Below are 20,282 nucleotides of genomic sequence, written 5' to 3' on the forward strand. Positions count from 1 at the left end.
AAGAGGTATTCGTCATGAAGTTTTCCATCGCCCTGGCCATGGAGCGGTTCAGCCCCGACAAGCCCATGCAGCAAGTGGTCAACGAGACACTCGAGCTCGTGCGCATGGCCGATGCCGGGGGCTTCGAGACGGTCTGGTCCGCCGAGCATCACACGATCGAGTTCACGATTGCTCCCAATCCATTCCAGATCCTGACCTGGTGGGGCGCCCATACCGAGCGGATTCGCCTGGGAACGGCTACTGTGGTGGCGCCATATTGGAACCCTCTGCGCCTGGCCGGCGAGGCGGCGCTCTGCGATCACCTCACGGGAGGCAGGCTGGAATTCGGCATTGCCCGCGGCGCCTATCAGTATGAGTTCGACCGCATGGCCGGTGGCATTCCCCAGCAGGAAGGGGTTGCCTACATGCAGGAGCTCTTGCCGGCGGTACAAAAGCTATGGGCGGGCGACTATGCCCATGAGGGCAAGTACTACAAGTTCCCGCTTGCGACCTCCGTGCCCAAGCCTTTGCAGCAGCCGTCTCCCCCGATCTGGGTGGCTGCGCGCGACCCCGGCACCTTCGACTGGGCCGTGCGCAACGGCTATAACATCCTGTCGACGCCGCTGTCGCGGCCGATGGCCGAGGTTGGTATCCTGGCCGACAAGTTCAACAAGGCCGTCTCCGACCATTCGAATGTGGCGCGTCCCCGTTTCATGATGTTGCGCCGGAGCTGTGTTTACGCTCGCCCGGAGGAGTGGGAAGTGCCGGTGCGTGCCAGCATCGACTATGGCCGCGCCTTCGAAAACCTGTTCCAGAATATCGGCACGGTGACCAACGGCTTCCCCAAGGCGGTGCCCTACGAGACGGTTGCCAATCGCAGCGAATACGATCCGCAGGCGATCCGCGACAACCTCCTGTTCGGCACGCCCGACGAGGTGATCGAGAAGCTGTTGGTCTATGAGGCCGCCGGCGTTGACCAGTTCTGCCTCGGCCTGGCCTTCAACCTGCCGATCGAGGTGCAGAAGAAGTCGCTGGACCTGTTCACCCGCGAGGTCATGCCGGTTTTTGCGGCGCGCGAACGCGACGCCGCGAAGCAGCGGGCACGGGCAATTGCATGATGATGAAGCTGGCATCCACGACGATCGACACCACACTCGACATCGATGGCGTCGCTATTCGCTACCGGCTCGAGGGGGAAGGAACGCGGCCCCTCGTCCTCGTGCACGGGGTTGGTTCCTATCTCGAGGCCTGGGACGGCGTTGTGGAGCGCCTTGCGCCGCATTTTCGCATCCTGCGCTTCGACCTGCGCGGCCACGGTGGCTCGGCGCGGGTAAAGGGGCGCTACGAGATTGATGATTTCGTGCGCGAGCTGCTCGCTTTGGCCGACAATGCCGGCTTCGGCAGGTTCGCGCTCGCCGGTTTTTCGCTGGGTGGCCTGATCGCCCAGCGTGCAGCACTTGATCATCCTGGCCGTATCGAGAGCCTCTTGCTGCTCGCCACCGTTGCCGGTCGCAACGAGGATGAGAAGGAACGCGTGCTCAACCGCTTGCGCTTGCTTCAGACCAAGGAACCGGGCTCGCATTATGACAATTCTGTCGGCCGCTGGTTCAGCGAGGCATTCCAGCACGCCAATCCGGACCTGATGGCGAGGCTGCGCCAGCGCAATGCGGCCAATGATCCCGATTGCTATGCGGCGGCTTATCGAGTGCTCGCTGAAAGCGATTTCGGCGACGAAATCGGTGCAATTGCCTGCCCCACGCTGATTGCGACGGGGGAGGAGGACCAGGGCTCCAATCCGCGCATGGCCAGGCTCATGCATGAGCGCATTGCCAACGCACGGCTGGACATCCTGTCCGGCAAGCGTCATTCGATCCTGATCGAGGCACCGGCCGAGGTCGCTCGGCTGATGCGAAGTTTCCTTTCTTGATGGGTCGGGAGTTGGACATGGACAAGGATCTTCGGGCGCAGGGCGAAAAGGTGCGCCGGACCGTTCTTGGCGACGGCTATGTGGATGCGGCACGCGCGAATGCCGATGAATTTTCTGCGCCATTCCAGGATGTCCTCAACGAATATTGCTGGGGCCAGTGCTGGACCGACGACAGTCTGTCGTTGTCCCAGCGCAGCTTGCTGAACCTGGGCATGCTGGCGGCGTTGGGCAGGATGCATGAATTCAAGGTGCATTTCCGCGGCGCGATCCGCAACGGTTTGACCGACAAGGAATTGCGGGCCGCACTGATCCAGATCGCCGTTTACTGCGGCGTGCCGGCGGGCGTGGAAGCCTTCCGCGTTGCCCGCACCGTACGTCAGGAGATGGCAGCGGAGGCCGGGGAGGCACCGGAAGAAACATGATCGTCGAAGAGCGTATCTACAAGATCAAGCCGGGCAAGCTCTCGCGCTATCTCCAACTGGTGCGGGAGGAAGGCCTTGCCATTCAGCAGCCGATCCTCGGCAACCTCATCGGCTATTTCCAGACCGAGATCGGGCCGTTGAATCACGTCGTGCATCTGTGGGGCTATCAGGACTTGAACGACCGAGCCGAGCGGCGTCGCCGGCTGGCCGCCGATCCCGCCTGGCAGGCTTTCACGGCGAAGTTGACGGAGACGATCGACACGTTGGAAAACCGTATTCTGATACCGACGGATTTCTCACCGCTGCGCTAGCCTGGATGTTCGAGAGGTTACGTCGTTGCCTGCATTCCGAACGTTTCCAGGACTTCAGCGCTGTTCATGACCCAGCCATAGTTGCGGGCAAAAGCATCGAGTGTCGCTTGGTGGCTCGGCGGGTGATTTGACGACACCGCATCGCTGACCAGGATCGTGGGGTATCCATGGTGCACCGCGTGTCGGGCACTATCCTCGACGCACATCTCGGTCACAGTTCCCGTAAAGACCAGACCGTCGATGCCGCGTTCACGCAGCCGAGCGTCCAGATCGGTTTCGTGGAAGGCGCTGAAATAGATCTTGTCGATAACCGGCTCACCGGCGTGGGGCGGCAGTTCATCGATGACGGCGGCTGCGTCGCGCGTGCCGTCCACATCGCCATAGCTACGCTGGAAGCCTGGCACACAGGCCCTGGTCGGCGCATCGAGCAGGCCAAGCCAGTCGAGCTTGGCTGCGAGCGGCCTGTAACGCATGTCGGCGACATAGCGGGTGAAGACCACCGGGCGACCGCGGCTGCGGAAGCCAGCCAGCAAGGCTCGGATCGGCGCAATCGTGCCGCGGGCAGCAGGCACTTCCATGGGAGCTCCCATGCGAACGAAGTCGTTTTGCATGTCCACGACCACAAGGGCTGGATTGGTCAGTGACGCGAGCACGTATTTCCTCCCGATGATGTCCCAAAACTAATTACGATGGTACCGCGCAACCGCGCATGCTGCCTTTCCTAGGATACACAGGCAAGCTGCTCCTCCGACGCGATGGAAGACGATCCTCGGTGCGGGCCTTTTACTGGCTGGAATGGCGGCATGCAGCATTGGCCAAAACTTTGCGCAAGGCCTGCAGGGGAACGGAGAACGACGTGACGGACCGCATAGCGATCAGAAATCTGTACAAGATTTTCGGCAACGCGCCGGATCGTGCCCTGGACCTTTTGAAGTCGGGTGAGACCAAGGAAACGGTGCTGGCCAGAACAGGGCAGGTCGTTGGGCTGTGTGACGTGTCGATCTCGGTGCCTGTCGGATCGATCTACATGATCATGGGTCTGTCCGGTTCCGGCAAGTCGACGCTCGCGCGATGCATCAACCGACTGATCGAGCCGGATGCGGGCACGATCACGATCGATGGCGAGCCGGTCACCGGGACGAGCGAGGCCCGTCTGCGTGAAATCCGCAGAACCCGGGTTTCCATGGTGTTCCAGCACTTCGCGCTGCTGCCCAACCGCACCGTCATCGAGAATGCCGAGTTTGGCCTCAAATTGCGTGGAGTTGGCGCAGGCGAGCGCCGCAGGAAGGCGCTCGAGGTCCTGGATGTCGTCGGGTTGTCGGCCTGGGCCAATCACTTGCCCAAGGCGCTCAGCGGCGGCATGCGCCAGCGCGTCGGTCTCGCGCGAGCGCTGGCCACGGAGGCCGACGTGCTGATCATGGACGAGGCCTTCAGCGCCCTTGATCCCCTCATCCGCAGCGAGATGCAGGACGAATTGCTGCGTCTGCAACGCACGCTCAAAAAAACGATCCTCTTCATCACCCATGATTTCCAGGAAGCTCTCAAATTGGGCAGCCGCGTCGCGATCATGGCCGATGGCATGGTGATGCGCGAAGGAACGCCGCAGGAGATCGTGCTCGATCCAAGACATCCTTATGTTGCGGCCTTCACCCGCGATATCGACCGGGCCCGGCTGTTCGACGCCGCCTCCGTCATGGAGCCTTGCCAGCCCCTGGCCCTGAACGGATGCCATGAAACAGCGGACATGGCTGGCCAGAGCGGCACCACATTCGTTGTCGACGAGCGCCATCGCATCGCCGGCGTGATCGACGGTACCCGTATCGGCGATTTGCGTCGTGGCATGGATGTAAGGAAATTGCTGACGCAGGATTACGAAGCGGTTCGCCATACTGCCCGCCTGGCCGACATTGCCGGCATCTACCGGGCCGATCGGCCCATTGCCGTCGTGGATGACGATGGCCAGTTCCTCGGCCGGGTCGACCCGGTGCGGATTCTCGGACGCATCGCAACGCCTGCCGCTGCGCCCGCGCAGTCCCGGATGACGGGAGGCTGACCCCATGTTCGATGTCCAAAACCTCTACGTCATCCCGCTCGATCAGTGGATCCAGGACGGCGTCCGCTGGCTGGCACTGCACTTCCGTCCCTTGTTCCAGACGATCAAATGGCCGGTCGAGACGCTGCTCAACGCGATCAATGGACTGCTGCATCTGATCCCGTTTCCGATCCTGTCCGTACTGTTTGCTTTGGTTGCGTGGCGCGTCGCTTCGCGTGGCGTCGGTATCTTCACGCTCGTTTCGTTCGTGTTCATCGCCTTCATCGGTTTGTGGTCCGATGCCATGACGACGCTGTCCCTGATCGCCACCGCGATCGTGATCTGTGTGATCATCGGCATTCCGTTCGGGGTTCTGTGCGCGCGCAGCGATCGCACCTGGGCGGTGGTTCGTCCAATTCTGGACGTGATGCAGACGACTCCGAGCTTCGTCTATCTCGTGCCTGTGGTCATGCTGTTCGGTGTCGGCACAATTGCAGGCGGTGTCGCCGTGATCGTGGCAGCGGTGCCACCGTTGATCCGTTTCACCAATCTGGGAATCCGCATGGTCGATGCCGAGATGGTCGAGGCCGGCCGGGCGTTCGGCGCCACCGATCGCCAACTTCTGTGGGAGGTCCAACTGCCCCTGGCGATGCCGACGATCCTGGGGGGCCTGAACCAGACGGTGCTGACGGCGATGGTGATGTCGGTGATCGTGGCGATGATCGGTGCCGAAGGGCTGGGACTGGTCGTGCTGCAGGGGCTTGGCCGCCTCGATGTCGGCATGGCGGCCGTCGGCGGCATCGCCATCGTGCTGCTTGCCATGGTGCTCGACCGCATGACACAGGGCCTCGCCCGTCAAGACAGGGCGACTGAGGGTGGAAGCCTGCGGGCGACGCTGTCGCGGCTGTTGCGCCCCATCACGCCGTCGCGGGCCCGCCCGCATCCAGCTCATCGACCAGACAAACCGGTTCTGTCTCAAAAAAGGCCGGCAGCATCTCCAGAAGAGGAAACCGTATGATCGTGTTGCGCACCACATGGAAAGGCGTTGCCTGCGCTGCGGCATTGTTCTCGGCCTTGATCGCCGGACCGGCATTGGCTCAGGGCAGCCCCGGCGAAGGCAAGACCATTCGCTTCGTGTCCTCCGACAGCCTCGGCGCGAACTATGTTCAGGATCAGATCCTGATCGCCGGCCTCGAAAAGCTCGGCTATGAGGTCAAACTGTCCACGATGAACATGTCGGCGATCCTGCAGGCCATTTCGCAAGGCGACCTCGACATGACCGGCGACATCAACTGGCCGCAGGCCCAGCCGGCCATCGAGAAGGTCGCCGACGCCGCCGAACTGATCAGTGACGGCACGATCATCGGGGGCGGCATCAATGGCTATATGATCGACAAGAAGACCGCTGAAGCCCACAACATCACCAATGTCTCCCAATTGAAGGACCCGAAAATCGCGGCGCTGTTCGACAGCGACGGCGATGGCAAGGCCAATCTGATCAATTGCGACCCGGCCTGGAAATGTGGCGATGTCGTCGATTTCCAGGTCAAGGAATTCGGCCTGAGCGACACTGTGCGCTCGATCCGTGCAAAGTATGAACCGCTGATTGCCGAGGCATTCGCCAGAGCCGACCGGGGCGAACCGATCCTGCTCTACACCTGGAGCCCGTCCTGGATCGTCTACCGCTTGAAGCCGGCCAAGGACGTGGTCTGGCTGCCGATACCCTACGACGCCCTGCCGCCGGGCGTGAACAAGCCGAAAACGCATGAGGTGCCGGATGTCGCAGGCTGCGCCGGCGGTCAAAACCCGTGCCGGATGGCTGTCGGCCCATGGAACTGGCGCACCCTTGCCAACAAGGAATTCCTGGCCGCCAATCCGGCAGTCGGAAAGTTCGTTGCGCAGGCAAAGTGGCCGCTGAATACATGGAGCGAGTGGGAGGGGGCCCTGGGCAAGGGTGCCAAGACAAATGCGGACATGAAGAAGATCGCCGGCGAATGGATTGCTGCCAATCAGGGCGAGTTCGACCGCTGGATCAGCGCCGCGACCAAGTGAGCCACCTCGCTCGCCGGGAGGGGGCGATTGGTCGCTCCCGGCGGGGAGGCCCGATGCGACCGGGTTGGCCGCGTTCGGCCGGATCACGATGAAAGGTATGAGGGCGGGGCTTTCGCAACCAGTTGGATGGAAGACCCCATCATGGCGCGGCTTCTCGTTGACCCGGAGGGCGGAATATGCCCTTCCGTTTGTTCCACGGGCTCACGCGCGGGCCGAGCCAGCGAAAAGCGCTTCTGCAAGCGACGAATCGAGAACCGGCGAGCGAGGAGGACGGCATCAGACAGGATGCTGAACACGCAGCCGGGGCGAGAGTTTTGCCGAGATGCGACTGCAGGAGGCCTGCAATACCCCAAGCGTGGTTTCGTGCCGAGCCTGGTTGTCGTGGGCGTGCCGGTTGACATAGGCGATGATGATGGACGCGGCGGCGAAGCCGTCGGCACCGAAAATTGGGCAGCATATATCCGTGATGCCGACGAAATCCCGGCTTGAGCGCAGTTCGTGCCCTCGGGCACGAATGGCGGCAAGATTGGCTTCCAATGCGGCACGATCGATCGGGACGGCACTGCGCCCCTGGCTTTCCTCGATGACCTTCCTGGCGACGGCAGGTGGCTGAAAGGCGAGCACGACCTGGCCGGAGGTCGAATCCGTCGCAAGGCGTCCATAACCAAGGCGCAGCGTGAAGGACATGTCGTCGCCGCCGGGCACCGCGGCGATGACGACGGTCAGGCCGTGATTGACGACCACCAGATGAGGCGATTGCTGGCATTCCAGCGCAATGGCCGCCAGTTCCGGCATGGCTGCCGTCAAGAGGTCCTGCTGGCGCGGCGTATGCAGCCCCAGCTTAAACAGACGATCGGTCAGGTAGAAGGCATCGGTTTCCGGATCGCGCTCGATATAGCCGCGCTCCTGGAGGGCCACCAGCATGCGAAAGATCTCGTTTTTCGACCGGCCGAGCCCATCCGCGATCTCCTTCATCGTCAAGGGCACCCCAGCCTCTGCCAGAAGTTCCAGAACCTCGAGTCCCTTGGTCAGTGCCGGTGCGGAATAGGCGGGCTTTTCCCGGTCTTCGATGCTGCTCATGCGCGATTCCCTCAATGGGCGCAGACCATAGAGAATTCTCTCGGCTTGTGCCTATGGTTTTATATTCAAACTTGACATCATATATAAAACCATCATCATCTGGGCGAAAGGGAGAAGCCCATGACGGATTTGATGGCCGGGACTTCGGAGCCGACCCGCCGAAAGCCGGTGAGCCCACGCAGAAACAGTGTGTTCACGACCGTCGACCTGGAACAGCCCGGCAAGCAGATCGGCTATTTCTGCGTGCCCCAGTCTCCCCACGACGACGCCTGGGGCGCAGTCCAGGTGCCGCTGGCCGTCATCAAGAGTGGCAGCGGGCCGACGGTGCTCATCGAGGCGGGCAATCACGGCGACGAATATGAAGGTCCCCTGGCGCTCGGCGAATTGCTGCGCGACATCGAACCCTCGGAAGTCTCGGGTCGCATCATCGCCATACCCGCGATCAATATCCGCGCCGTCGAAGCGGGAACGCGCACCTCGCCAGTTGACGGGCTGAACTTCAATCGCTGCTTTCCCGGCGATTTCGACGGTACGCTCACCAGGCAGATCGCGGCCTATGTCCATGATTGCCTGATGCCGCTCGCCGACTACTTCCTCGACCTGCATTCGGGCGGGTCCTCGCTGATGATCCTGCCGAGCGCCATCATCGAGCCGTCGCCGACGCCCGAGGGACACCGGCTCAACATCGAGGCGACGCTCGCCTTCGGCGCTCCCACCGTGGTCATGGTCGACAATCTGGGCGAGACGCGCACGGCGACCGCCGCCGCCAATCTGCAGGGCCTCGTCGTCATCGGCACCGAAATGGCCGGCGGAGGCCTGGTCAGCCAGGACGCCCTTGCCATCTGCCGGCGCGGCATTCGCAATGTCCTCAAACATGCCGGCGTCCTGAAGGGGCCGCCCGAACTGCCCCAAGGGGCCAATAAGCGCGTGCTCAAGGTGCCCGGCAGCCGGGGTTATATCCTGGCCGACGATGACGGTGTGTTCGAGCCGATCGGCCAATTGGGTACGATTGCCAGGAAAGGCGAGCTTGCCGGCCGCATCCATTTCCCGCGTTCGCCGGCCCGCGAGCCTGTCGAGCTTCGCTACGCCATTGACGGCGTTGTCTTCGCCAAGCGCCAGCCGGGCCGGGTCAGGCCGGGCAATTGCTGCTTCGTCATCGCCGACGAATATCCCGAGGCGCTTGCACTGAAGGGGCGAGCCGATGAGCGTTGAGGCGATCAAGGCCGCCGTCGAGCGCGTCAGGCCCCATATCCGCAGGACGCCCGTTCTCAGGCTCGAGCATTGCTCCGACGCCACCATTCCGAGCGGCACCCATCTCAAGCTCGAATGCCTGCAAGTCAGCGGCTCGTTCAAGATCCGCGGCGCCGTCAATCGGGTCAAATCGCTGTCCGCCCATGCGATCGCCAAGGGTCTGGTCGCGGCCTCCGGCGGCAATCATGGCCTAGCCACCGCCTATATGGCCCGCCAGAGCGGCGTGCCGGCCACCATCTTCCTGCCAACCAATGCCAGCCCGCTCAAGGAGCAGAAGCTGCGCAAACTGGGCGCCGAGGTGCGCTATGCCGGCGCCGTATGGGACGAGGCCCACCAGGCCGCGACGGCCCATGCCCGGGAGAGCGGCGCCTTCTACATGCACCCCTTCGCCGACGATGCCATCGTTTCGGGGCAGGGCACCATCGGCGTCGAAATGCTGGAGCAGATTCCGGACGCCGATCTCTACATCATCGCCGTCGGTGGTGGCGGCCTCATCGCCGGGGTGTCGCAGGTCGTCAAGGCGATGAAGCCGAAGGCCCGCATCGTCGGCGTGGAGCCGGTGGGTTCGCCGACCCTCCATGCCTGTTTCGCTGCCGGCCATGTCGTGCGTCTGCCGCAAGTGACCACGCGCGTCGCCACCATGGCCTGCGGCCGCACGGATGAGAGCATCTACGAGATCGCACGGCGCCATGTCGATGACATCGTCCTGGTCAGCGACGAGGCGATGCAACGCGCTGCCGAGCTTCTCTGGTTCGAGTTCGGCATCGCCGCGGATCTAAGCGGCGCGGCCTCGCTGGCGGCGCTGATGGCCGGTGCTGTCAGGCCCAAACCCGGCGAGCGCGTCGCCGGGTTGGTCTGCGGCGCGGGCGTGGACGGGCTTTCCGCCTGAGGCAGGATTTTGCACGACCGGCGCAATGCTGCGCCGCATCTCATGCCGCCAGAAACGCCTCGCAGGAAGGCGGCGCACGGTCAAGACAAACAAGAAGTACGTCCAAACAAGAAGCACGTAAAAGTCCAGACCAAAGGCCATCCAGGCAAAGGAGGAGTTCATATGCGTAGCATCTTCAAGACATCGGTGGCGCTGCTCGCGTTCGCGCTTGCCATGCCGTCTTTGGCGCAGGCCAAGGACAAGGTCCTCGGCGTCGCCGCCATCGACCTGCAAAACTCCTTCTATGTGCGCATGAAGGAGGCGGGCGACGTCGCTGCCAAGGATTATGGCGTGCGCTCCACCTGGCAGAGCGCGGAAGGAAGCCTCGAGAAGGAAGTCGCCATCATCGAGAACTTCATCAACCAGGGCGTCAGCGCCATTCTGGTCGACCCGCTCGACAAGAATGCCCTGGTACCGGTGATCAAGAAGGCGCTCGCAGCCGGTATCCCCGTTGTCACCATGGGCAACAAGGTGGAGGCGGACGGCAACTATTCCACTCTCTATCCCGACTATGAGAACATGGCGATGGTGGCCCGTGCCATCGGTGCCTCGCTCGGCGGGGAGGGCGAGATCGCCCTGCTCGTCGGCTCGCGCGGCAATTTCGTGTCCGACACCCGCGAAAAGGGCTTCGTCGAAACCCTGGCCAAGGAATATCCCAAGATCAAGATCGTCGGCGTCGAGCCGACCAATTGGGATGCCGCCAAGGCGACGAACGCTGCGCAGACCTGGCTGACGACCTATCCCGACCTCAAGGCGATCGCCTGCATCTCCGACAGCCTGTGCCTGGCGGCGGATTCGGTCGCCAGTTCGATGGGTTCGAACCTGATCTATGGCGGCTATGACGGCGATGCCGAGATGAAGGAACTGATCGACAGCGGCAAGATGGTGCTCGATGTCCTCACCGGCGCCAATCGCGTCGGCTACTGGAACATCGCGGTCGCGACCCGCCTGGCCAATGGCGAGAAGCTGCCGAAGGATCTCTACATGCCGACCTATTTCGTCACCTCCGACGAAACCGCGAAGAAGCTCAAGGCAGCCGGGTTGAACTTCGAGCATATCAACACCGACAAGCAGGCCATCGAGGCCAAGAACTACACCGAGCAGCTCGGTCCCAAGGTACCGGTCTCGGCCATGACGGTCGGAAAATAGGCCGAACGCCACCTGCCGGCGCGGCCGATCCGTGCCGGCAGCCGCCTGCCTGTGTGCGGCAGCGCGCCTCGCCGCGCCGCAGATGACGACCGGCCCGGTCCCTATTGGGGGAAATCATGTCCCAGCTGAGATTATCGAGCCTTTTCAGGCGGAACGAGCCGGTATTGATCCTCGTTTTCGTGCTCGCGGTCGTCGTGTTCGGCTGGATCGATCCGCGTTTCCTGACGGCTGGCAATTTCGTCAGCATCGCTCAGCAGAGTTCGGTGATTGCCCTGATCGCCTTCGCGATGACCGCCGTCATCATCGCACGCGGCATCGATATTTCGGTGGGCAGCACGCTGGCTTTTGCCGGGGTGGCCGCCGGCCTCGTCCATGCCGCTTCCGGATCGGCCGTGCTGACGCTGGCGACGGCGATCGCAAGCGGCGCGCTCATCGGTCTCCTCAACGGCATCCTGATCGGGTTCGCCGGTATTTCGCCGTTCATGGCCACGCTTGCCACCATGGCTTTCGCCCGTGGCCTTTCGCTCAGCCTGTCCAGGGCATCGAGCATCACCATCGCCGATCCTGTCGTGCTCTATGCCGGACGGGAGACGTTCGGGTTGCTGCCGGTGTCCGTCGTCATCGCCCTGGTCGTTCTGCTGGCCTGGTGGTTCGTGCTCAAGCGCACCGTCTATGGGCGCTGGATCTATGCGGTTGGCGGCAATGCCGAGGCCGCCCGTGCCTCGATGGTGCCGGTCGGCCCGGTCCGCATCTCCGTCTATCTCATCGCCGGCGCGACGGCGGGGCTCGGCGCCATCCTCACCATTGGCCGCCTCGGCTCCGCCCAGCCTCTGGCGGGCACGGGCCTGGAATTCACCGCGATCACCGCCGCCATCATCGGCGGCACGAAACTGTCGGGTGGCAAAGGCTCGATCTGGGGAACGGCGCTCGGCGCCATGCTGCTCGGGGTGATCAATACCGGCCTGTCCTTCCTGCAGGTGCCGCAGATCGTCATCTACTACATCACCGCGGCGCTGATCCTGGCGGCTGTGCTGGCCAGCCAGCCCGAGAGCGTGACCTCCCTGTTTTCCAACTTGCGGCGCACGGCACCGAAGAGGACCGATGGCGCACTCGCCACGTCGCCCGCCGGCGGGGGCGGTGCCCACAGCATTGTCCTGCGCGGGATCGGCAAGCTGTTTCCGGGCGTCAAGGCGCTCGACGGCGTGTCCTTTACTGTCTCGTCCGGCGAGGTGGTCGCGCTCGCCGGCGAGAACGGGGCCGGCAAGTCGACCCTGGTGAGATGCATCTCCGGGATCTATCGCCCCGACGAGGGCGAGATCGTCATCGACGGCAAGACGGTCGACTTTCATTCCTCCAACGAGGCGCGCGACATCAGTGTCATCCATCAGCATTTCAGCCTGTCGCCCGACCTGACGGTGGAGGAGAACCTGTTCGTCGGCCGCGAGCCGCGCACGCGCCTGGGCCTGCTCGACCGGGCACGGATGCGCCGCGAAGCCCAGGCCGTCATGGACGAGTTCTCGCTCGACATTGCGGTCGACGTCGAACTTCGCACGTTGTCCGTGGGTCGGCAGCAAATGGTGGAGATCGCGCGCGCGGTCCTGTCCGATGCCTGGTTCATGGTGATGGACGAGCCGACCAGCGCGCTCTCCAACCGCGAGCGCGACCAGCTCTATGGGCTGATCGACAGGCTCAAGGCCCGCGGCGCCGGCATCCTCTACATCTCCCACAAGATGGAGGAGATCTTCAACCTGTGCAGCCGTGTCCTGGTGCTGCGCGACGGCAAGTTCATCGGCGAGCGCCGCGCCGCCGAAACGAGCGAGGCCGAGATCGTCGCGATGATGGTGGGACGCGACGTCGGCGACGTCTTCCCCCATCGCCAGGCCGATATCGGCGAAAGGGCCATCGAGGTCGAGGCGCTATCCGACGGCAAGCGGCTCAAATCCGCTTCACTCAACGTGCATCGCGGCGAGATCGTCGCACTGGCCGGCCTGATGGGCAGCGGCCGCTCGGAAGTGCTGCGCCTGATCGCGGGCATGGGCGCGCCGCAAACCGGGGCGATCACCATCTTCGGCACGCCCCAGCGGGGAGGGGACCTCAAGGCCGCCAATCGCGCGGGCATCGTCTACATTCCCGAGGACCGCCATCTGGAAGGGTTCGTCGGCACCATGTCGGTCAGCGACAACCTTTCGCTGGCCTGGATCCGGGGCCATAGCCGCCTCGGCATTCTCTCCCCGGCGCGGATCGCCGCGCTGGCGCGCGAGCTGATCGGCTCGCTGGGCGTGCGCCCGGCACAGCCTGGGAAGGCGACGATCGAGCTTTCCGGCGGCAACCAGCAGAAAGTCGTGATCGGCAAATGGCTGGCGACCAAACCCAGGATCATCCTGCTCGACGAACCGACGCGCGGCGTCGACGTCGGTGCCAAATCCGAGCTGCACCGCCTCATCGCCAGGCTCAAGCAAGAGGGCGCTGCCATCCTGATGGTGTCGAGCGAACTGCCGGAGGTGCTCGGCGTCGCCGATCGCATCGTGGTCATGCGCCAAGGCCATTCGGTCGGCGAACTCGCGCGCGGGGCGAGCGAAGAACAGGTCATGGCGCTGGCATTCGGCGATCGTGCGACGGCCAAACCGGCCGGTCCCCTGGCAAACATCCGGCAGCGATAGGAGCGGCACATGACGATCGCGATGAGGAAAGGCATGTTGCCGCGCATTCTCGATCTTTCTCCGCTGATCCTGCTGGCGGGATTGACCATCGTCTTCGGCTCGCTGGATCCCAGGGTGGTGTCCGGCCAGAGCCTGATCAACATCGTATCGCAAGCCACGCCCGTGGCGGTGCTGGCACTCGGCGCGATGATCGTGCTGCTGACGGGCGGCATCGATCTGTCGGCCGGCATCGGCGTCGCCTTTTGCGCCGTGCTGGTCGCGAGCCTCATCGACATGGGAACGGGGCTGGCGGGCGCCTTGGCGATCGGGCTGTGCGCCATGCTCCTGGTGGGGCTGGCGAACGGCCTGGTGATCGCGCTCTTGCGCATACCGCCCTTCGTGACGACGCTGGCCTCCATGGTGGCCCTGCAGGGCGCCACGCTGGCCGTCGCCTCCAAGGGCGTGCTGGTGGTTCGAGAGCCCGTGCTCAAATTCGTCGGCGTCGAGCGCTCCTTCGGCCTGCCCCACGTCATCTTCGCCACGGTGATCATCGTGCTTCTGGCCATGGTGCTGATGCGCCGCAGCCGCTTCGGCCTGCGCACCTATGCGCTCGGTTCCGATCCGGCCGCGGCCGAACTGGCAGGCATCCCGGTCGCGCGGCACACCATCCTGGTCTATGCCGCCTCTGGCCTGTTCGCGTTCCTCACGGCCGTCATCATGATCAGCCGCGTGCCGGTGGTCACGCCCAATATCGGCGGCACCTCGCTGCTGCTGGATGCGATCGCAGCGGCTGTGCTCGGCGGGACAAGCATATTCGGTGGCCGCGGCACGGTCTGGGGCGCGGTCGTCGGGGCGCTGATCGTCAGCCTCCTCACCACCGCCTTGCGTATTTTCGGGACCGACCCGTCCAGCCTGGAGCTCTACAAGGGCGCGATCATCATGCTGGCGCTGCTGGCCGACGCGGCCATGACCCACGCCAAGGCCCGCCTCATGGAGATTGCCCGATGACGATACCTCTTCCCGGACAGGACGGCCCGGGGTCATCCGCCTTTGCCGCCATGACCAGCCCCGATGTGCGGGCGCTGGCAGCCTCGCAGCCTTCGCGCCCCGTCGCGCTGCTGCCGACCGGCGCCGTCGAACAGCACGGCCCGCATCTGCCGCTCGGCGTCGACATCTGGCTGGCGAGCGCGGTGGCGCGGGCTGTCGCCGAAGGGCAAGCGGGCATGCGGGTTTGCGAGCCCTTCGCCTATGGCTCGTCCCAGCACCACCGCGCCTTTCCCGGCACGATGAGCCTCAGTCCGCAGACCTTCATCGCGGTCCTGGCCGATCTCGGCGAATGCCTGTGGAACGATGGCTTCCTGCCCGTCATCCTCAATGGGCATGGCGGCAACAGGGCCGCCATCCAGGTCGCGGTGACCACGCTGGGTCAGCACGGCGTGGTGTCCGCTGGCTTTTCCTATTTCGATCTGATTGCCGACATTGCCACGGAGGTGTTGCCAGACGCCGCCGGCGGAACGGGCCATGCCTGCGCACTCGAAACCTCGCTGATGATGCATGTGCTGCCCCAAACCGTGCGCGAGGATCTTATCCCCGCCGGGACGACACCGCCGAGCTGGCCCGACCCGCATCTTTTCGCGGCCCCCGCCATCACCGTATGGCGCCCCTTCGAGGCCATCCGGGACAATGGCGTGATCGGCACGCCGTCGCAGGCCTCGCCCTCGGCCGGCGCGCGTCTGTTCGAGGCCGCCGTCAGCCGCAGCCGCGAGGCCATTCTCGCCATCCAGTCCAACTATGGTCAAAGGAGTTCATGATGACCGTTCAGTTCAGATCTTCCCTCGAGGGGCCTCATCTGCGCGGCATGGCCATCGTGAGCGAACCCGAACAAGGTCTACGACTGGGTACAAATCGTATCGGATCGACCTGGACAGCCGGCAGTTCCGGCCGGTTCCTGAAGATCGACAGTCCGGCAACCGGCGAAGCGCTGGGCTATCTGGCACTCTCCACCCGCCAGGATGTCTCCCGGGCCGTGCAGGCGGCGGAGGGCGCACGCGAAGCCATGCGCCGGATGGGCGTCTTCGCCCGGGCGGCTCTCTGCCTGAAGATTGCCGAGGAAATCGAGCGGCGGGGCGATGAACTGGCGCGCCTGCTCTGCCTCGAACAGGGCAAGCCCTACCATACCGAGGCCAAGGCGGAGGTCGCGGGTGCTGCCCTCGGCTTTCGCAACGCCGCCGAGCAGATGAAATGGCTGGAGACGTCGGCCTTTCCCGTCGCCGATCCTCATAAGCGCGCCTTCAGCTTCCTGCAGCCCAAGGGTGTCTTCGCCATCATAACGCCCTGGAATTTTCCTCTCGCACTGCCCTGCCTCTATTATCTCGGTCCCGCGATCGCCACCGGCAACACGGTGGTCTGGGTGCCCGCTCCCACCACCTCGCTGATCGCCGTGGTCTTGATGGAGTGCCTGGTCGAGGCTGGCTTGCCGGATGGGGTGGTCAATCTGGTGCTGGGCGATGGCGCCGAAGTCGGCGACGAGGCCGTGATCCATCCCGGTACCCACGCCGTGGGCTTCACCGGCAGTTCGGCCACGGGCGCGCGGATCGCAAGCCGCGGGGCGGGAAAGCCGCTGCTGTTGGAAATGGGCGGCAATGGCCCCACCATCGTCTTGCCCGATGCAGATATCGACAGGGCGGCTGCCAGGGTCGGGGCCGGCTGTTTTGCCAATGCCGGGCAGATCTGCACCGCGACCGAACGGATCCTCGTGCATCAATCCGTGCATGACCGCTTCGTCGACGGCCTGGTCAAGGCGGCCGCTGCCGTGCGCATGGGCGATCCCTTCGATCCCGCGACAACCATGGGGCCCCTGAACAATGCCGCAGGCCTCGACAAGATGCTGAGCCATATGGACGATGCCCTGGCGCGCAAGGCCCAGGTGGTGACCGGCGGCAGGATCGCTGCCGGCATGCCGACAAATCTCTATTTCGAGCCGACGGTGGTTACCGGGCTGGGCCGCGAAAGCCTGCTCAATATCGAGGAATCCTTCGGCCCGGTGGCGCCGGTGCTGACCTTCGAGACCGACGAGGAGGCGCTGGAGCTTGCTGCTTCCAGCCCGTTCGGGCTCTCGGCCGCCGTCTTCACCAGCACGATCGCCAAGGCGTTCTTCTATACCGAAAGCCTCAGGGCCGGCATCGTCAACGTCAATGAGAAGAGCTGCTACTGGGAACCCCATATCCCGGCGGGCGGCGCGGCGGGAACGCAAAGCGGCCTGGGCCGGACCGGCGGGCGGCACACGCTCATGGAGATGTGCGACCTCAAGACGATGACGATCGACCTCGCCCAATAGAACCTCAGCCAGGATCTGCAACAGGAGCATCGCCATGACCGCCGCCGAGCCGGACAGGGTGGACTATGTCATTGTCGGCGGCGGGTCGGCGGGTTGCGTGCTTGCCGCCAGGCTGACCGAGGATCCGGCCGTCCGCGTGATCCTTCTGGAGGCGGGCATGGATGCGGCGCGCCCGGAGGACTTTCCCGATCTTGCCTCGCCCTATCCCGGCATTGCCTACTCCAATCCGCGCTACACCTGGGACGGCCTCAAGGCATCCTTGCCCTATGGCGGTTCCAACCGGCCGGAAAGCAAGAGCACCCGCTATGAACAGGCCCGGGTCCTGGGTGGCGGGTCGGCCATCAACGGCATCGGCGCCAATCGCGGCGCCCCGTTCGATTATGACGAATGGCGGGACATGGGCCTGGAAGGATGGTCGTGGCAGGCCTGCTTTCCCTATTTCAAGAAGCTCGAGCGGGACCTCGATTTCGACAATCATTTTCACGGCAGGAGCGGTCCGTTTCCAATCCGTCGGCGCGGCGAGGAGATCTGGACGCCCTTCACCCGTGCCATGCTGGCGGTCTGCAAGGAGCGCGGCATTGCCTTCCTGCCGGACCAGAACGGCGCTTGGGAGGAGGGCACTTTTGAAATGGCCGTCAACATGGACGAGCAGCGCCGTCGCGTCAGCACGGCCTGGGCCTATCTGACGCCGCAGGTCAGGGCGCGCCCCAATCTGGAAATCCGTACCCACACCACCGCCTCCCGCATCGTCCTGGCCGATGGCAAGGCCGTTGGTGTGATCGCCATGCGGGGAGGCGCCAGCCAGATCGTGCAGGCGAACCGGGTGGTGCTGAGCGCCGGCGCGCTGTCCTCGCCCGCCATCCTCATGCGCTCGGGCATCGGTCCGGCCCCCCATCTGGGCGATTGCGGCATTGAGGCCCTGCATCACCTGCCCGGCGTCGGCCAGAACCTGATGGAGCATCCCTCGGCCGGTATCGTGCCCTTTCTCAGGCCGGCCGCACGCCAGCGGGGCGTGCCCGACTACCACATTCCCATCGGCTATCGCTTCTCCTCCGGCCTGGAGGGATGTCCGCCGGGCGACATGCATATGAACTTCGTCACCCGCGCAGCCTGGCATGCCGTGGGCCGCCAGCTCGGTTCCGTCTTCTTCTGGGTGAACAAGTCCTATTCGCGTGGCCAGCTCCTGCTTGATCCCGCATCCCCGGACGGTCCGCCGCGCATCGATTTCCGCATGCTTTCCGACCGGCGCGACCTCGTACGCCTGGCCGATGCCTTCGAGCGCGCCGTGAGCCTGGCGCTCGACCCGGCGGTGAATTCGGTGGTCTCCGGTGTTTATGCCGGCGGCATGTCGGAGATCGGCAAGCGTTTTTCCAAGCCGAGCGCGCCCGGCGCCGTCATCACTGGGATCGGAGCGGTGGGCCTCGATCTGATCGGCCGGCTGCGCGAGAAGGTGTTTCCCCATATGCTGTCGAACTACGACGATCCCCTCAGGCTGGTCGGCAACCGTGGCGAGCTCGAGGCCTATATCGCCGAAACCGTCGGCGGCGTCTGGCATCCGTCCGGCACCTGCCGCATGGGTCCCGACGGGGACAGGATGGCGGTGACGGATGCCACGGGACAGGTGCGTGGGTTGCAAGGATTGTTCGTCTGCGATGCTTCGCTGATGCCCACGATTCCCTGTGCGAACACGAACCTCCCGACGATCATGATGGCGGAAAAGATCGCCGACGCTCACAAAGGCGCTGCCTGAGAGCATAAACACGCTCCTCTGAAATGGAGGAACCCTCAGGCTGCGGCCAAGGTTGACGATCGATCTGCGACAAGGCCTCGGCACAAGACGCTCGGCATCGCCACTTTGGCGCCCCTCCATGCCGCCACGCGCTGCTGACGCATTGCACTCGCAACCTTGCAAGTATACTCCTATAGCCGGAGAAACAGTGGCGTTTCCCGCTCTCGCCTGTGTCGACCGGCCCGACAGGCGTATTCCTGTCTGTGCTCCGTTCTCAGGTGATAGTTGTGACCAATGACGATTGGAAAATCGGCGTTCTATTTTCCAAGAGCGGCGTAACAGCTGCCGCGGAAATAGCCGAAGCAAATGCGACGCTCCTGGCCACCGAAGAAATCAACGCTGCGGGAGGCGTGCTTGGGCGAAGAATTGCGCCGACATTCTACGATCCTGAATGTTCGGCGCGTCGATATCGCGAACTGGCTGTTCGGCTCCTGACCGAAGATCGGATCCGGGTCATCTTCGGTTGCTATATGTCGACGGCACGAAAGGCCGTTCTTCCGGAGATCGAGGCCTATCGCGGATTATTATTCTATCCTACATTTTATGAGGGATTTGAATATTCCAACAATTGCTTCTACACGGGTTCATCGTCAAATCAGAATGCCGTCCAATTGGCGCAATATTTGATCGAGAACTACGGCAAGAGATTTCTGCTGGTTGGTTCAAACTATGTTTTTCCATATGAATATAATCGTGTCGTAAGCGACCTGGTTACATTGGCAGACGGAACGATTCTGGATGAGATCTATGTTCCGGTTGAAGCGGTTCGAAAGGATTTCGACAAGGTCATCAAACGTATAAAGGAGCTCAAGCCGGACGTGCTGGTGTCCAACGTCGTCGGCACGGGGGCGGTGCTTCTGTATCAGGCCTATCGGGAAGCGGGTTTCGACCCCAGTGCGATGCCCATTGCCAGCCTGGCGACCACAGAGGCGGAGGTGGCCCTGATGCCGTCGGGATTGGCCGCAGGGCACCTGACGGCAGCGTCGTTTTTCGAGACTTTGGACACGCCGGCCGCCAGGCGCTTCGTCACGGCCTTCAAACAGCGTTTCGGCGAGGATGCGCCGGTGACTGCCAGCGCGGAAGCCGCGTATTTTCAGACATATCTCTATGCAGCGGCGCTTGAACGGGCCGGGACCGACAATCCCGACGCCCTTGTGCGCCATCTGGCGGGCTTGGAATTCGACGCGCCACAGGGGCGGATTCGTATCGACCCCGACAACCATCATACAGAACTGTGGGCGCGTATCGGCAGGCTCAATCCGCAAGGCAAATTCGACGTCATCTGGGAGTCGGAGGCACGGGTAAGGCCGGACCCTTATTTCGTTACCGCAGCGCATGACGGCTGGGCCAGCGGTCTGACCCCCGCGCGTCGCAAGGCCTGATGGG

18 protein-coding genes are annotated in these 20,282 nt (G+C 63.8%); 16 read left to right on the forward strand and 2 right to left on the reverse strand.

Annotation, left to right across the window (positions count from 1 at the left end):
* The first annotated feature begins 14 nt into the window (after window positions 1–14).
* The 4 genes from ACIGJE_RS26740 to ACIGJE_RS26755 are packed head-to-tail and all read left to right on the forward strand — an operon-like array spanning window position 15 to window position 2,639.
* Window positions 15–1,097 carry an LLM class flavin-dependent oxidoreductase gene (locus ACIGJE_RS26740; RefSeq protein ID WP_311939649.1) on the forward strand — a complete coding sequence of 361 codons (1,083 nt, stop codon included), beginning with the start codon at window positions 15–17 and terminating at the stop codon, window positions 1,095–1,097.
* Window positions 1,094–1,906, forward strand: a complete 813-nt coding sequence (locus tag ACIGJE_RS26745; protein WP_311939647.1) for an alpha/beta fold hydrolase — start codon at window positions 1,094–1,096, stop codon at window positions 1,904–1,906. The genes ACIGJE_RS26740 and ACIGJE_RS26745 overlap by 4 nt, the downstream gene beginning before the upstream one ends.
* Window positions 1,907–1,923: 17 nt before the next feature.
* The gene (locus tag ACIGJE_RS26750; protein WP_311939645.1) at window positions 1,924–2,328 is read left to right on the forward strand and encodes a carboxymuconolactone decarboxylase family protein; all 405 of its coding nucleotides are present in this window, start codon (window positions 1,924–1,926) and stop codon (window positions 2,326–2,328) included.
* A complete protein-coding gene (locus ACIGJE_RS26755; protein WP_311939643.1) occupies window positions 2,325–2,639 on the forward strand; it encodes an NIPSNAP family protein in 315 nt (104 codons plus the stop codon). Before ACIGJE_RS26750 ends, ACIGJE_RS26755 begins: the two co-directional genes overlap by 4 nt.
* A gap of 17 nt (window positions 2,640–2,656) precedes the next feature.
* On the opposite strand, the gene ACIGJE_RS26760 is transcribed toward ACIGJE_RS26755, so the two are convergent.
* The gene (locus tag ACIGJE_RS26760; RefSeq protein WP_415082170.1) at window positions 2,657–3,292 is read right to left on the reverse strand and encodes a cysteine hydrolase family protein; all 636 of its coding nucleotides are present in this window, start codon (window positions 3,290–3,292) and stop codon (window positions 2,657–2,659) included.
* 203 nt (window positions 3,293–3,495) lie between these two features.
* Between ACIGJE_RS26760 and ACIGJE_RS26765 the strand changes: the two genes are divergently transcribed.
* Genes ACIGJE_RS26765 through proX form a run of 3 tightly spaced genes read left to right on the forward strand, consistent with a single transcriptional unit; the run spans window position 3,496 to window position 6,723 of the window.
* On the forward strand, window positions 3,496–4,692 hold the full coding sequence (locus ACIGJE_RS26765; protein WP_311939639.1) for a quaternary amine ABC transporter ATP-binding protein: 1,197 nt from the start codon (window positions 3,496–3,498) through the stop codon (window positions 4,690–4,692).
* A gap of 4 nt (window positions 4,693–4,696) precedes the next feature.
* Window positions 4,697–5,689, forward strand: a complete 993-nt coding sequence (locus ACIGJE_RS26770; protein WP_367625809.1) for an ABC transporter permease — start codon at window positions 4,697–4,699, stop codon at window positions 5,687–5,689.
* Window positions 5,686–6,723: a glycine betaine/L-proline ABC transporter substrate-binding protein ProX gene (proX, locus tag ACIGJE_RS26775; RefSeq protein ID WP_311939634.1), complete on the forward strand. Its 1,038-nt coding sequence runs from the start codon at window positions 5,686–5,688 to the stop codon at window positions 6,721–6,723. Before ACIGJE_RS26770 ends, proX begins: the two co-directional genes overlap by 4 nt.
* A 276-nt stretch (window positions 6,724–6,999) precedes the next feature.
* On the opposite strand, the gene ACIGJE_RS26780 is transcribed toward proX, so the two are convergent.
* Entirely contained in the window at window positions 7,000–7,803 is an 804-nt protein-coding gene (locus ACIGJE_RS26780) for an IclR family transcriptional regulator (protein WP_149250228.1), read from the reverse strand.
* 120 nt (window positions 7,804–7,923) lie between these two features.
* Here ACIGJE_RS26780 and ACIGJE_RS26785 point away from each other — a divergent pair, with 120 nt between their 5' ends.
* From ACIGJE_RS26785 to ACIGJE_RS26825, 9 genes are all read left to right on the forward strand, one after another.
* Window positions 7,924–9,015 (forward strand): succinylglutamate desuccinylase/aspartoacylase family protein, encoded by a 1,092-nt coding sequence (locus ACIGJE_RS26785; protein ID WP_483680874.1) that lies wholly within the window; start codon window positions 7,924–7,926, stop codon window positions 9,013–9,015.
* A complete protein-coding gene (locus ACIGJE_RS26790; RefSeq protein WP_483680876.1) occupies window positions 9,005–9,943 on the forward strand; it encodes a threonine ammonia-lyase in 939 nt (312 codons plus the stop codon). Before ACIGJE_RS26785 ends, ACIGJE_RS26790 begins: the two co-directional genes overlap by 11 nt.
* A 162-nt stretch (window positions 9,944–10,105) precedes the next feature.
* The gene (locus ACIGJE_RS26795; protein ID WP_149250226.1) at window positions 10,106–11,131 is read left to right on the forward strand and encodes a sugar ABC transporter substrate-binding protein; all 1,026 of its coding nucleotides are present in this window, start codon (window positions 10,106–10,108) and stop codon (window positions 11,129–11,131) included.
* A 164-nt stretch (window positions 11,132–11,295) separates the two neighbouring features.
* Complete coding sequence (locus ACIGJE_RS26800; RefSeq protein WP_483680879.1) at window positions 11,296–13,791, forward strand: ATP-binding cassette domain-containing protein; 2,496 nt, start codon at window positions 11,296–11,298, stop codon at window positions 13,789–13,791.
* 9 nt (window positions 13,792–13,800) lie between these two features.
* Window positions 13,801–14,778 (forward strand): ABC transporter permease, encoded by a 978-nt coding sequence (locus ACIGJE_RS26805; RefSeq protein ID WP_210249939.1) that lies wholly within the window; start codon window positions 13,801–13,803, stop codon window positions 14,776–14,778.
* Complete coding sequence (locus ACIGJE_RS26810) at window positions 14,775–15,581, forward strand: creatininase family protein (protein ID WP_483680881.1); 807 nt, start codon at window positions 14,775–14,777, stop codon at window positions 15,579–15,581. Before ACIGJE_RS26805 ends, ACIGJE_RS26810 begins: the two co-directional genes overlap by 4 nt.
* A complete protein-coding gene (locus ACIGJE_RS26815; RefSeq protein WP_483680883.1) occupies window positions 15,578–17,107 on the forward strand; it encodes an aldehyde dehydrogenase family protein in 1,530 nt (509 codons plus the stop codon). The genes ACIGJE_RS26810 and ACIGJE_RS26815 overlap by 4 nt, the downstream gene beginning before the upstream one ends.
* A 34-nt stretch (window positions 17,108–17,141) precedes the next feature.
* On the forward strand, window positions 17,142–18,857 hold the full coding sequence (locus ACIGJE_RS26820; protein ID WP_483680885.1) for a GMC family oxidoreductase: 1,716 nt from the start codon (window positions 17,142–17,144) through the stop codon (window positions 18,855–18,857).
* A 266-nt stretch (window positions 18,858–19,123) separates the two neighbouring features.
* On the forward strand, window positions 19,124–20,278 hold the full coding sequence (locus tag ACIGJE_RS26825; RefSeq protein WP_311939615.1) for a transporter substrate-binding domain-containing protein: 1,155 nt from the start codon (window positions 19,124–19,126) through the stop codon (window positions 20,276–20,278).
* Window positions 20,279–20,282 lie beyond the last annotated feature (4 nt).

The organism is Labrys sp. E2SS-1L, assembly GCF_057073705.1.

Excerpts from the sequence above, each read along its gene's own strand:
- ACIGJE_RS26785 (WP_483680874.1), top strand. The coding sequence starts at position 7,924 with ATGACGGATTTGATGGCCGGGACTTCGGAGCCGACCCGCCGAAAGCCG.
- proX (WP_311939634.1), top strand. The coding sequence starts at position 5,686 with ATGATCGTGTTGCGCACCACATGGAAAGGCGTTGCCTGCGCTGCGGCA.
- ACIGJE_RS26750 (WP_311939645.1), top strand. The coding sequence starts at position 1,924 with ATGGACAAGGATCTTCGGGCGCAGGGCGAAAAGGTGCGCCGGACCGTT.
- ACIGJE_RS26770 (WP_367625809.1), top strand. The coding sequence starts at position 4,697 with ATGTTCGATGTCCAAAACCTCTACGTCATCCCGCTCGATCAGTGGATC.
- ACIGJE_RS26815 (WP_483680883.1), top strand. The coding sequence starts at position 15,578 with ATGATGACCGTTCAGTTCAGATCTTCCCTCGAGGGGCCTCATCTGCGC.
- ACIGJE_RS26740 (WP_311939649.1), top strand. The coding sequence starts at position 15 with ATGAAGTTTTCCATCGCCCTGGCCATGGAGCGGTTCAGCCCCGACAAG.
- ACIGJE_RS26805 (WP_210249939.1), top strand. The coding sequence starts at position 13,801 with ATGACGATCGCGATGAGGAAAGGCATGTTGCCGCGCATTCTCGATCTT.
- ACIGJE_RS26810 (WP_483680881.1), top strand. The coding sequence starts at position 14,775 with ATGACGATACCTCTTCCCGGACAGGACGGCCCGGGGTCATCCGCCTTT.
- ACIGJE_RS26820 (WP_483680885.1), top strand. The coding sequence starts at position 17,142 with ATGACCGCCGCCGAGCCGGACAGGGTGGACTATGTCATTGTCGGCGGC.
- ACIGJE_RS26755 (WP_311939643.1), top strand. The coding sequence starts at position 2,325 with ATGATCGTCGAAGAGCGTATCTACAAGATCAAGCCGGGCAAGCTCTCG.
- ACIGJE_RS26745 (WP_311939647.1), top strand. The coding sequence starts at position 1,094 with ATGATGATGAAGCTGGCATCCACGACGATCGACACCACACTCGACATC.
- ACIGJE_RS26780 (WP_149250228.1), bottom strand. The coding sequence starts at position 7,803 with ATGAGCAGCATCGAAGACCGGGAAAAGCCCGCCTATTCCGCACCGGCA.
- ACIGJE_RS26795 (WP_149250226.1), top strand. The coding sequence starts at position 10,106 with ATGCGTAGCATCTTCAAGACATCGGTGGCGCTGCTCGCGTTCGCGCTT.
- ACIGJE_RS26790 (WP_483680876.1), top strand. The coding sequence starts at position 9,005 with ATGAGCGTTGAGGCGATCAAGGCCGCCGTCGAGCGCGTCAGGCCCCAT.